Origin of the sequence: Pseudomonas sp. MS646 (genome assembly GCF_036693845.1) — a bacterium.
Lineage (GTDB): Bacteria > Pseudomonadota > Gammaproteobacteria > Pseudomonadales > Pseudomonadaceae > Aquipseudomonas > Aquipseudomonas chlororaphis_E.
Genome location: NZ_CP144763.1, coordinates 3,234,233 through 3,246,383, shown reverse-complemented (window position 1 = coordinate 3,246,383; position 12,151 = coordinate 3,234,233). Strand labels below are relative to the sequence as shown.

The window sequence follows — 12,151 nt, the reverse complement described above, 5'->3', positions numbered from 1 at the left end:
GAGCGGTATCTAAATAAGCTGCCCCCGCGCAGGCACGTTGGCGGGGGCAGTTTTTTTGTCCATCGCAAACGTAGCGAGCAGGGTTTCTTCGCTTATGCCAGGACGATGACCGTGGAAAGCGACTAGGGCGTCGATCACTGACGTCAGCGACTCGAAGGATGAGTATCGATTCCCTGATGGCGTCTGCCCCAATATCAGCGTCAACATACCTGCGATGATGTTGAGGTGGGCCGTTTGGGTTCGGCCTCTTAACGTTTCCTCCCGGAAGCTGGGATTCAGGGCACGTTGGGGCGATACGGAAAATCGTAGAGAACCACGAGCTATTCCATAGAGTGCAATGTCCTTATATGGAACTGCACTGTCATAGGCTAGTGAAACAATAAATGCGTTACAGCCGCTACCCCTTTACTCGACCGCTTTCCAGCATGAATTGGGCGACTGATTGAGATCGATAAAATGGCGACATCTGTTTGATCAGTCCGATCGGTAAGCCAGCCCATACGCCTTTCATATGGATATGAGGCGCTCTACCGTGAAATCTGCTGCGCAGCAGCTGACCTCAAAAAAAGTGAGAAACAAAATTTCAAATTGATGCCGTGGCTTAATCGGAAAGCTTCAGATTTTTGTAGTAAAAATCGTAGAGGAGGCCTAAAGCAGGGCGGGCTGGAGGAACCGCGAAGGCTAGGTGTTACAGGCTCTTTCCCTGAGAGGAAGTCGTCATTGACTTCAAGTATTTGGTATTCCTTACCATACATTGCCGTAGCGCGCGAAGTGGTGTCCCAGCGGCGTCTACTGTGTTGCGTGTGTAATATTTAGTCAATTGTCTGGAAAGAATCAATTGCGAGCTACGCTTTAAATTGATGCGGCTTATTGCGAATTAATTTTTATTTGCGCCAATCTCGATCCGATCGACGGCCGCAGACTTAGTTGGGTCGCTAGGTGGCCGGGCAGACTTAACAGCAGGGTGTGCGGTCGAGCGCAGGGCAACCACTCACCGCATCCCTTATGCAACTGACGAATGGTTACCTTGTGACGGTATTCGTAAGTGGTCACAAGTTGTCATCGCTCGCTGGGATGCGTAAGCTGCTTTCTATGAACCAGTCTCCAGCACCTTCGCCCAGCACTCGCGGCCCTGCCGATCATGACATTCGCGACCAGATTGTCGCGGCGGCCAACGAGCATTTCAGTCAATACGGTTACGCCAAGACCACTGTGTCCGACTTGGCCAAGGCCATCGGCTTTTCCAAGGCGTACATCTATAAGTTCTTCGATTCTAAGCAGGCGATTGGCGAGGCCATTTGCTCCAGTTGTCTTGCGAAGATCGTCGAGGCCGTGGAGGAGGCCATCAACGAGCAAGGGCTCTCTTCGACAGAGCGCTTTCGCCGTCTGGTCAAGACCTTGATCACCACCGGAATCGACCTGTTCTTCAATGATCGCAAGCTCTACGACATTGCCGCATTCTCCGCGTCGGAGCGCTGGCCCAGCTCCCAGGTGTATGACGCACGGATCAAGCAATTCGTGGTGCAGGTGGTGCGCGAAGGGCGTGAAAGCGGTGAGTTCGAGCGCAAGACTCCCCTGGACGAAACCGTTGAAGCGATCCACCTGACCCTTCGACCTTTCGTCAATCCTCTGTTGCTGCAGTACAGCCTCGACCACGTCGAGGTTGCGCCGACGCTGACCGCGAACCTCATCCTGCGCAGCCTGATGCCCTGAACGGAGGGCTGCCGCGCGCAGCCGTCCCAAACCACACCACGTTCCTCGCTTTCGGTAGGGGCCTGACCGAGAAGTCGCTTTTTGTCTGCATAGTGACTATTGACACAATTAGTCACTTGAATAAGTATGGCTTCAACGATCCAGAGATCCCCTCGATCCAGCTTCGGCATGTGTTTGCGACGCTCGTGCGGGTTCTCGTTCAGCTCCGTAGGAGAACGTCGATATGACCCGCTTCGCTGAGGTTTTGGCGCAATTTGATCCGGGCGTGCCATTTGTGGCTCCGGCCAATTGGCAGCAAGGTCGAACGATCTTCGGTGGCTTGTCGGCGGCATTGTCGTTGGAGACGGTTTTGCGCGAGCGGCCTGAAGGCTTCCCGCCGTTCAAGTCTGCGCAGGTGTCATTCATTGGGCCCGTCACGCAACCCCAGACATTCCACACAAGCGTGTTGCGCGAAGGGCGATCCGTGACTTCAGTGTCGGTCGACTGCACGTCCGGTGATGAGCTGGCGTTGCGCACGACCTTGCTGTTTGCGCAGCCACGGGCCAGCCGGATTACCCATGAGGCGTGGGGTTGCCCGCCGGTGGAAGGCCCGTCGCGATACCCCACGCTGGAGCTGGACCGCGCCATTGCGCCGGCCTGCGCCTTCAACTTCGAGATGCGTCCCGCAGGCGGCTCGTTGCCGGTGTCCGGTGCGCAAAATCCCGAGCTATTGATGTGGGTCCGTCACCTGGATGCCCAAGGGGTGGACCCGGCGGTGGCCCTGATCGCCCTCGCGGACAGTCTGCCGCCAGCCGCCATGACCTGCTTCACGGAGCCGGCCGCCATCAGCTCGGCGTCCTGGACAATCGATCTGCCGCAGCCCGCCGTGGCCGGCGAATGGTTTCTTATCGGTTCCTTCAGTCGCCAGGCCTTCGAAGGCTATTCGTTACAGGACATGGAGGTCTGGGACGAGAGCGGGCGGCGAGTGCTTTGGGCACGTCAGACCGTGGCCATTTTCACCTGATAGAAAAGCAAACCGTTACACCCCTCAGCCAGTGTTCCTAGAGTTCTAATAATGAAAAAAATCTTGCTCAAGGCCCCTTTGGGGCTCGCCGTCACCCTTGCCACTTCCCAGGTGTTTGCAAGCGGCTTCGCCCTTAATGAACAGAGCGTCAGTGGGATGGGGGTGGGTTTTGCCGGGCGTTCCTCTTCAGCGGAAGATGCCAGCACGGTCTTCGGTAACCCGGCGGGCATGTCGCGCTTGAAGCACGAGCAGGTCAGCCTCGGCGCAGCGACGCTGTTTGCCAAGAGCGATATCAGCCAGACCCGCAGCACATTCGGCGGCCAGCAAGACGGTGACATGGTGCCAACCACCACGGTGCCGATGGGTTACTACGTCAAGCCGCTGGACGAGCACTGGGCCGTCGGCGTGGGTTTCTACGTGCCGTTTGGCTTGATCACCGATTACGGCAGCGACTTTGCCGGGCGTTACTACGCCAACAAAAGCGAAGTGACGACGCTGACCTTCCAGCCCACTGTCAGCTATGCCTTCAACGACAAGGTGTCGATCGGGTTCGGGCCGACCATCAACCGGATCAGCGGTGAGATCTCCGGAATGGTCCCCAATCCTCTGAGCCCCGGCAGCAACGATGGGAAGCTGAAAAGCAACGGCGACGACACCGCACTCGGCTTCAATGCCGGTCTCCTGGTGCAGGCCACCGACCGGACCCGCCTGGGGCTGACGTATCACTCCAAGGTCAGTTATCACCTGGACGCGAAGTCCAAGCTCACCGGCGGGATTTTCAGCGTCGTCGGGGTCAGCGGGCGTAGTTATGACGCGTCACTGGATGTGGACCTCCCGGAGTCAGTCGATCTCTCGCTCACTCATCAGCTCAATGACGACTGGACCCTTTATCTGGGCAGTACCTGGACACGCTGGAGTCGCTTCAAGGAACTGACCATCGAGAACTCAGGCTTGCCTGCACTGTTGAGCGGCGCGCTGGGCACTGTCAGCGAAGAACAGAACTGGCATGACACCTGGGCCCATGCAATCGGCGCGGCATACCGGTTGAACGACCAGTGGGTGCTGCGCGCCGGCATGTCGGTGGATCAGTCGCCGGCCAACAACACCAACCGCGGGCCGCGGATTCCAACCGGTGATCGCACCGTGCTCAGCTTCGGTGCCGGCTGGACGCCGGTGCAGGATGTGACGATCGACCTGGCGTATTCCTATCTCCAGGAAGAGAGCGTGCGGGTCAACGAAACCTCTGCGACCCGTGGCGCGTACAGTGCCAAATACCGCAACAGCGCCAGCGGTTTCGGTACTTCGATCAGCTATCGCTTCTGACGCGACATGCCGTGTGCCGGGCGCCTGTGCGGCGCCCGGCACACGGCGACCTTCATACACCCATGACATTGGCCATCAGGCGCTGGTGGAGCCAGCGCGGCGTGGCCCAGGTCAACACCGTGAGCGCCTTGTTGCCGAAACCGGGTACGACACTCATGCGCCCGGCTTGCAGCGCGCGGATGCCGGCGCGAACCACCGGTTGAGGTTGCATCATCACCTTCCTCAGCACCGGCGTGAGTTTCTGGCTGGCGCTTTGGGCAAACCCGGTATCGGACATGCCCGGGCACAGTGCGGTCACGACCACGCCATCGGCCTTGAGCTCCTGGTGCAGCGCCTCGGAGAAGCGGAGTACGTAGGCCTTGGCGGCTGAATAGACCGCAAAATGCTTCACGCCTTGATAGGACAGCAAGCTGGCGACCTGCAAAATGTGGCCGCGACGGCGGATGCGCATGTCCTGCGCGAAGAGGCGAGTCATGACCGTGAGGCTGGCGATGTCCAGATTGATCATTGCCAGGGACTGGTCAACGGCGTGGTCCATGAACGGGCCCTGCAATCCATGGCCAGCGTTGTTGATGAGTACATCGACCACAATACCCTGTTGACCCAGCCGCTTGTGCAGCTCGATGATCGCCGGGACCGAAGACAGGTCGACCTGCTCGACGATGACGTCGATGCCGAAGCGCTCGCGCAACTGGGCCGACAGCGCTTCAAGCTTGTCCAGCCTGCGGGCTACCAGAACCAGGGATTTTCCCTGGGCTGCGTATTGCCGGGCGAACTCCTCGCCGAAGCCGCTGGAAGCACCCGTGATGAGCACCCAGGAATTGTCGTTGCTTTTCATGTGGCTGGACTCCGGTGGTAAAGAAAGATTGAAAACAACATGTCAGATCATCGACTCGCCACGGGCTGCGGCTGAGGCGCTTGCCAGCCGCCACCGAGGGCCTTGAACGCCGCGACTGCCGCGCGCGCCGCCTCGGTTCGTGCCTGTGCCCGTGCATCGGATGCCTGGAGCAGCGTCTGGTCGGCGTTGAGGACGTCGATCAGGCTGGCCGCACCTTTCTGATAGGCAATAAAGGACGACTGGCGAGCCTCGCTCAGTGACGCTTCGCCTGAAATGAGGGTGGTCGCCTGGGACTCTCGGTTCACCAGGGCGGAGAGCGCGTTCTCGACATCCTCCGTGGCCCGAAGCGCGGATTGGCGGTAGGCCGCCAGTTCTTCAGCTTCCTGCCCCTTGGCCTGGTCGATCTGCGCGTTGATCCGGCCAAAGTCGAACAGCCGCCAGCGCAGTCCCAGTGCGCCAGAAGCCTGGCTGGCGCCGCCGGAGAACAGGTGCCCGGCCGACACGCTGGTGGCACTGCCGAGCAACGCACTGAGGGAAAATTTCGGGTAGTACTCGGCGATGGCTTCCCCGATGCGGGCATTGGAAGCGGCGAGCCGGCGCTCGGCGACGATGAGGTCCGGCCGCCGGCGCAGCAGATCAGCCGGCGTCCCCATTTCGTTGATTTGAGGGGGCAGGGGAATGCTGCCCCTCTCGGCCAATTGCTGGCGATGGGTGCCTGGCGGTGTGCCGAGCATGACATCCAGTGCATTCAGCGCGGCATCCAGGCCAGTCTGCAGCACAGGCACCGTGGCCTGCACTTGAGCGAGCGCGCCCTCGGTCTGGCGGATCTGATAGTGGGCGGCGAGGCCTTTGCTGTAGAGCAGTTGGACTTTCTCGAGCAAGTCCTGCTGGGTCTTGACCTGGCGGTTCGCGATGTCGAGTCGCGCTTGCAGGCCGCGCAGGGTGATGTAGATGTCAGCGGTCTGCGCGGCGACGGCAAGTCTTGTGGCGGCGACACCGGCCTCGGAGGCCTGGTAGTCGGCCAATGCGGCTTCGCGTCCGCGTCGCAGGCCACCAAAGATATCCAGCTCCCAGCTCGCGCTCAGGTCCAGCTCATAGGCATTGCCGTATCGGTCAAAGCCAGGCGTCGAATCGAGCACCCGGCCCAACGGGGTCTCGACCGATTGATAGGCGCGTGCGGTCTGGCCGCTGATGTTTCCCGAGGGCAGCAGGGCGGCATTGGCGGCGCCAAGGCCGGCTCGCGCCTGGGCAACGCGCGCCGATGCCTGGGCAAGGTCAAGGTTCTGCTCCAGCGCTTTGGCGATGAAATCGCTCAGTACCGGGTCGCCAAATCCCTCCCACCAGGTGTCGAGGTTGGTGTGCGCAGCACCGCGCCTTTGTTCGACAGAGGACTGGCCCAGGAAGCGATCCGAGAGCGCAGCGTCTGGACGCTGGTAATCCGGACCGACCGCGCAGCCGGCCATCAGGCTGGCGCCTACCAACAGAGCAAGGGGGCGGAAGGGAGGCATTGAAGTATCCTTAGGATCAATATTTGTGACCATATTATAGATCGGTCACAAGCTGTCAATGGATGAGCAACGCGCTCGAACGGATCCAAGACTCCCTGTTTACTTAGGATTACCTAGATGTGAGGTGAACTGAAAATAAAACCTGAAATGGTGACCATTGACAGAATTGGTCACGATAGCAAGAATGAGCTCCCCGTCCTCTGCTCAATAAAGGGAACCCATGCTCCGGCTCCGACCTGTCACCCTGGCCGCTTGCGTATTGCCTCTCGTCCTCACGGCGTGTGGCGATTCATCCACTGCCACCGATCCGCGCACGCTTGCTCCTCTGGTGAGGGTGGTGCAAGTGCAGGGGGCCTCTGCCAGTGCCCGTTCTTTCACCGGCGTCGTGGCCGCCCGGGTTCAGAGTGACCTGGGCTTTCGTGTTTCCGGCAAGGTGCTGGAGCGATTGGTAGATGCGGGCCAGACCGTTAAAAAGGGTCAACCTTTGATGCGCCTGGACCCGATCGACCTGGGCTTGCAGGCGCGGGCCCAGCAAGAAGCGGTCACGGCCGCACGCGCTAGGGCCAAGCAAACCGCGGATGATGAAGTGCGGTATCGTGAGTTGGTGGCCGCCGGCGCGATTTCGGCGTCGGGCTACGACCAGATCAAAGCCGCCGCCGACACCGCCAAGGCCCAGCTCAGCGCTGCCGAGGCGCAGGCCGACGTGGCTCGCAATGCGTCCGGCTACGCGGTGCTCGTCGCCGACGCCGACGGTGTGGTGATGGAAACGCTGGCCGAGCCGGGGCAGGTCGTCAGCCCTGGGCAACCGGTGGTCCGGCTGGCGCGAGCCGGGCAACGCGAAGCCGTCGTGCAGTTGCCGGAAACCCTGCGGCCCGCCGTCGGCTCGAGTGCGCAAGCGACGCTTTATGGTCGCTCCAGCGCAGCTGTCACCGCGAAACTCAGGTTGCTGTCCGATTCGGCAGACCGGGTGACCCGCACCTTCGAAGCGCGCTATGTGCTCGAAGGCGCACTGGCCAACGCACCGCTGGGTTCGACGGTGACGCTGCGCATCGCCGAAGGCGCGGCCCAGGGGCCGGTGATGCAAGTGCCGATCGCGGCGTTGTACGACCCGGGCAATGGCGTAGGCGTGTGGGCCATCGACGGTGAGCCGGCCAAAGTCACCTGGCGAGCGGTGCAGGTCCTGGGCTTGAGCGATGACGCGGCACGCGTCACCGGCCGTCTCAATGTCGGCGAGCAGATCATCGGCCTGGGCGCCCATCTGTTGCGTGAGGGTGAGTCCGTCAGGCTGCTGCCACAAAACGATGTGAAGGTCGCCGGGAGCCACCAATGAGCCTCAACCTTTCGGCTCTCGCGGTGCGCGAGCGCTCCATTACGGTCTTTCTGATTTTTCTGATTGCTGTCGCCGGAACCCTGGCCTTCTTCACGCTGGGCCGCGCGGAGGATCCGCCCTTTACCGTCAAGCAACTGACCGTGATCACGGCCTGGCCGGGCGCGACGGCGCAGGAGATGCAGGACCAGGTGGCCGAGCCCCTGGAAAAACGCCTGCAGGAATTGAAATGGTACGACCGCTCGGAAACGTACACCCGTCCCGGCCTGGCGTTCACCATGGTGTCGCTGCTGGACCGCACGCCGCCTTCACAGGTGCAGGAGGAGTTTTATCAGGCGCGCAAGAAACTCGACGACGAAGCCTCCAAGTTACCGACGGGGGTGATCGGGCCGTTAGTCAACGACGAGTACTCGGACGTGACGTTTGCGTTGTTCGCCCTCAAGGCCAAGGGCGAGCCGCAGCGCCTGCTGGCGCGTGATGCCGAGGTTCTGCGCCAGCGCCTGTTGCACGTGGCAGGGGTGAAGAAGGTCAACATTATCGGCGAGCAGGCCGAGCGTATTTTCGTTTCCTTTTCTCACGATCGGCTGGCGACCCTGGGGGTGTCTCCCCAGGATATCTTCGCCGCCCTGAACAGCCAGAACGTGCTGACCCCCGCCGGTTCCATCGAAACCCATGGGCCACAGGTCTTTTTGCGGGTGGATGGCGCCTTCGACAAGTTGGAAAAAATCCGCGACACGCCGCTGTCCATCCAGGGCCGGACCTTGAAGCTCTCGGACGTGGCGACGGTGGAGCGCGGCTATGAAGATCCGGCGACCTTCCTGGTGCGCAACAATGGCGAAGAGGCGTTGCTATTGGGCGTGATCATGCGCGAAGGCTGGAACGGCCTGGATCTGGGCAAAGCGCTCGATGCCGAGACCAGCAAGATCAATGAAGAAATGCCGCTGGGCATGACGCTGACCAAGGTCACCGACCAGGCGGTCAACATCAGCTCGGCGGTCGACGAGTTCATGGTCAAGTTCTTCGTCGCCTTGCTGGTGGTGATGGTTGTGTGCTTTATCAGCATGGGCTGGCACGTCGGGGTCGTGGTCGCGGCGGCTGTGCCCTTGACCCTGGCCATCGTGTTCGTGGTGATGGCGGCCACCGGCAAGAACTTCGACCGGATCACCCTGGGCTCGCTGATCCTGGCCCTCGGGTTGCTGGTGGACGACGCCATCATCGCCATCGAAATGATGGTGGTGAAAATGGAGGAGGGCTACGACCGGATCAAGGCCTCCGCGTATGCCTGGAGCCACACGGCCGCGCCGATGCTCTCCGGTACGCTGGTGACGGCGATCGGCTTCATGCCCAACGGCTTTGCCCAGTCCACTGCCGGCGAATACACCAGCAACATGTTCTGGATCGTCGGCATCGCGCTGATCGCCTCCTGGGTCGTCGCGGTGGCGTTCACTCCTTACCTGGGGGTGAAAATGTTGCCGGACATCAAAAAGGTCGAAGGCGGGCACGCAGCCATCTACGACACGCCACGCTACAACCGCTTTCGTCGCATCCTGGCGCGGGTGATCGCGCGTAAATGGCTGGTGGCCGGCACGGTCATCACCCTGTTTGCCGTGTCCATCCTGGGCATGGGCCAGGTGAAGAAACAGTTCTTCCCGACCTCCGACCGCCCCGAGGTGATGATCGAAGTGCAGATGCCCTATGGCACTTCCATCGAGCAGACCAGCGCCACCACCGCCAAGGTCGAGGCGTGGCTGCAGAAGCAGGCGGAAGCCAAGATCATCACCGCCTACGTCGGGCAGGGGGCGCCGCGTTTCTTCCTGGCGATCGCGCCGGAGCTGCCGGATCCATCGTTCGCCAAGATCGTGGTGCTGACAGACGATCAGCAAGCCCGGGAAACCCTCAAGTTCCGGCTGCGCGAAGCGGTGGCCGAAGGGCTCGCTCCAGAGGCGCGGGTCAGGGCCACGCAGATCGTCTTCGGTCCGTACTCACCGTTCCCGGTGGCGTACCGGGTGATGGGGCCTGACCCGTCGAAACTGCGGGAGATCGCCAGTCGCGTCCAGGACGTCATGCAAACCAGCCCGCTGATGAGGACCGTCAACACCGACTGGGGACCGCTGACGCCGACGCTGCACTTCAACCTGGACCAGGACCGTTTGCAGGCGGTCGGGCTGACCTCCAGCGCCGTTGCCCAGCAGCTGCAATTCCTGCTGGCGGGCGTGCCGATCACGGCGGTGCGCGAGGACATCCGCTCGGTGCAGGTGGTCGGTCGGGCCGCGGGGGACATCCGTCTCGATCCGGCCAGGATCGAAGGCTTTACCCTGGTAGGGGCCACGGGCCAACGCATTCCCCTGTCCCAGGTCGGCGAGGTCGATGTGCGCATGGAAGACCCGATCCTGCGACGGCGTGACCGCACGCCCACCATCACCGTGCGCGGCGACATCGCCGAAGGCTTGCAGCCGCCGGACGTGTCGAGCGCGATCATCAAGCAATTGCAGCCGATCATCGACACGCTGCCCCAGGGTTACCGGATCGAGCAGGCCGGGGCCATCGAGGAATCGGGCAAGGCCGGCAAGGCGATCGTGCCGCTGGTGCCGATCATGATTGCCCTGACGCTGCTGATCATCATCATCCAGGTGCGTTCGATCTCGGCGATGATCATGGTGTTTTTCACAGCGCCCCTGGGGTTGATTGGCGTGGTGCCGACCTTGCTGATTTTCCATCAGCCGTTCGGCATCAACGCGCTGGTCGGGCTGATCGCGCTGTCGGGCATCCTGATGCGCAACACGCTGATCCTGATCGGGCAGATCCATCACAACGCGCAGGAAGGGCTGGATCCGTTCAACGCCGTCATCGAGGCCACGGTCCAGCGTGCACGCCCGGTGTTGTTGACGGCCCTGGCGGCGATCCTGGCGTTCATTCCGCTGACGCACTCGGTCTTCTGGGGCACGCTGGCCTACACGCTGATCGGCGGTACGTTCGTCGGCACCATCATGACGCTGGTGTTCCTGCCGGCGATGTATTCCATCTGGTTCAAGATCCGTCCCGGTCATCCGGCGCAATGAAGCAGGCTGCGGCCAGTGTGCGTCAGGCTGGTGAAGGGCGGGTCGATTGAAAAACGAAGAGGTGCTTATGTTGAGTCCCACAGGTCAGAAGCGAATCGTCGTCACCGGTGTCGGCCTCGTCAGCCCATTGGGTTGTGGGGTGGAGGAGGCCTGGCGACGGTTGTTGGCCGGCCAGTCCGGCATCCGTCGGCTGGCTGACGCCATCACCGAAGGCACGGGAGTTGCCGTGGGCGGCCAAGTGCCGTCGCTGGAAGATGATGCCGTCGCCGGCTATGCCCCGGAACGAGTGATTTCGGCCAAGGATCGCAAGAAGATGGACCGCTTCATCGAGTTCGCCCTGGTGGCTGCCGATGAAGCGCTGGCGCAAGCGGGCTGGCACCCGACTAGCAGCGAGCAGCAGGAGCGCACCGCGACGATCATCGCGTCGGGTGTGGGTGGCTTCGGCGCCATTGCCGACGCCGTCCGCACCACGGATGCCCGCGGGCCGCGTCGCTTGTCACCGTTCACCGCGCCGGCGTTCCTGGCCAACATGGCCGCCGGGCACGTGTCCATCCGGCACGGTTTCAAAGGCCCGCTCGGTGCACCTGTCACGGCGTGTGCGGCCGGCGTGCAGGCGATCGGTGACGCGGCGCGGCTGATCCGCAGCGGTGAGGCGGACGTCGCCCTGTGCGGCGGCACCGAGGCGGCGATCGATCGTGTGACCCTGGGGTGCTTTGCGGCGGCCCGGGCGCTGTCCACCGGCTTCGCCGAGCATCCGCAGCAAGCGTCGCGGCCCTTTGATCGGGATCGGGATGGGTTCGTCATGGCCGAAGGGGCCGGGGTGCTGGTGATCGAATCCCTGGAGCATGCCCTGGCCCGTGGGGCCACGCCGTTGGCGGAACTGGTCGGCTATGGCACCAGCGCCGATGCCTACCACCTGACGGCCGGCCCGGAAGACGGCAACGGCGCCCGGCGCGCCATGGAACAGGCGCTGCGTCAGGCGGCTGTCAGCCCTGCGGACGTGCAGCACATCAACGCCCACGCCACGTCCACTCAAGTCGGCGACAGCGGCGAACTCGCGGCGATTGGCGCGGTGTTCGGGCGCGATCGCGGCGTGGCGATCACCTCCACCAAATCCGCGACCGGGCATTTGCTGGGCGCGGCTGGGGGGATCGAAGCGGTTTTCACGGTGCTGGCCCTGCGCGACCAGATCGTGCCGCTCACGCTGAACCTGCATCACCCCGACGAAGCGGCCGAGGGGCTGGACCTGGTCGGCCTGAGCGCGCGAAAAATGCCGATCACTCATGCGCTGTCCAACGGCTTCGGCTTTGGCGGCGTCAACGCCAGCTTGTTGCTGCGGCGCTGGGATGCTTGATGTTCCAGTGAGCTGTTAGCGTGGGA

Annotated in this window: 8 protein-coding genes; 6 read left to right on the top strand and 2 right to left on the bottom strand. The window is 62.3% G+C overall.

All coding sequences use genetic code 11. The features are described 5' to 3' along the window. Positions 1-1,092: 1,092 nt before the first annotated feature. The 3 genes from V3H56_RS14345 (at position 1,093) to V3H56_RS14335 (ending at position 4,039) form a co-directional block, all read left to right on the top strand. Positions 1,093-1,713, top strand: coding sequence for a TetR/AcrR family transcriptional regulator (locus V3H56_RS14345; protein WP_042730455.1), 621 nt, complete (start codon positions 1,093-1,095; stop codon positions 1,711-1,713). Between the two features lie 223 nt (positions 1,714-1,936). Continuing rightward, entirely contained in the window at positions 1,937-2,716 is a 780-nt protein-coding gene (locus V3H56_RS14340) for a thioesterase family protein (RefSeq protein WP_042730454.1), read from the top strand. A gap of 51 nt (positions 2,717-2,767) precedes the next feature. Further along, a complete protein-coding gene (locus V3H56_RS14335; protein ID WP_338473495.1) occupies positions 2,768-4,039 on the top strand; it encodes an outer membrane protein transport protein in 1,272 nt (423 codons plus the stop codon). Between the two features lie 52 nt (positions 4,040-4,091). On the opposite strand, the gene V3H56_RS14330 is transcribed toward V3H56_RS14335, so the two are convergent. Together V3H56_RS14330 and V3H56_RS14325 are read right to left on the bottom strand one after the other, a co-directional pair. Next, positions 4,092-4,877: an SDR family oxidoreductase gene (locus V3H56_RS14330; protein WP_338473494.1), complete on the bottom strand. Its 786-nt coding sequence runs from the start codon at positions 4,875-4,877 to the stop codon at positions 4,092-4,094. Between the two features lie 47 nt (positions 4,878-4,924). After that, complete coding sequence (locus V3H56_RS14325; protein ID WP_338473493.1) at positions 4,925-6,385, bottom strand: efflux transporter outer membrane subunit; 1,461 nt, start codon at positions 6,383-6,385, stop codon at positions 4,925-4,927. 220 nt (positions 6,386-6,605) lie between these two features. On the opposite strand from V3H56_RS14325, the gene V3H56_RS14320 reads away from it, so the two are divergent. The 3 genes from V3H56_RS14320 (at position 6,606) to fabF (ending at position 12,125) form a co-directional block, all read left to right on the top strand. Then, the gene (locus tag V3H56_RS14320) at positions 6,606-7,715 is read left to right on the top strand and encodes an efflux RND transporter periplasmic adaptor subunit (protein WP_338473492.1); all 1,110 of its coding nucleotides are present in this window, start codon (positions 6,606-6,608) and stop codon (positions 7,713-7,715) included. Further along, a complete protein-coding gene (locus V3H56_RS14315; RefSeq protein WP_338473491.1) occupies positions 7,712-10,771 on the top strand; it encodes an efflux RND transporter permease subunit in 3,060 nt (1,019 codons plus the stop codon). The genes V3H56_RS14320 and V3H56_RS14315 overlap by 4 nt, the downstream gene beginning before the upstream one ends. A gap of 67 nt (positions 10,772-10,838) precedes the next feature. Further along, positions 10,839-12,125, top strand: coding sequence for a beta-ketoacyl-ACP synthase II (fabF, locus tag V3H56_RS14310; RefSeq protein ID WP_338473490.1), 1,287 nt, complete (start codon positions 10,839-10,841; stop codon positions 12,123-12,125). The last annotated feature ends 26 nt before the right edge of the window (positions 12,126-12,151 follow it).

Coding starts and splice junctions, on each gene's coding strand:
- V3H56_RS14345 (WP_042730455.1), top strand. CDS start 1,093: ATGAACCAGTCTCCAGCACCTTCGCCCAGCACTCGCGGCCCTGCCGAT.
- V3H56_RS14340 (WP_042730454.1), top strand. CDS start 1,937: ATGACCCGCTTCGCTGAGGTTTTGGCGCAATTTGATCCGGGCGTGCCA.
- V3H56_RS14335 (WP_338473495.1), top strand. CDS start 2,768: ATGAAAAAAATCTTGCTCAAGGCCCCTTTGGGGCTCGCCGTCACCCTT.
- V3H56_RS14330 (WP_338473494.1), bottom strand. CDS start 4,877: ATGAAAAGCAACGACAATTCCTGGGTGCTCATCACGGGTGCTTCCAGC.
- V3H56_RS14325 (WP_338473493.1), bottom strand. CDS start 6,385: ATGCCTCCCTTCCGCCCCCTTGCTCTGTTGGTAGGCGCCAGCCTGATG.
- V3H56_RS14320 (WP_338473492.1), top strand. CDS start 6,606: ATGCTCCGGCTCCGACCTGTCACCCTGGCCGCTTGCGTATTGCCTCTC.
- V3H56_RS14315 (WP_338473491.1), top strand. CDS start 7,712: ATGAGCCTCAACCTTTCGGCTCTCGCGGTGCGCGAGCGCTCCATTACG.
- fabF (WP_338473490.1), top strand. CDS start 10,839: ATGTTGAGTCCCACAGGTCAGAAGCGAATCGTCGTCACCGGTGTCGGC.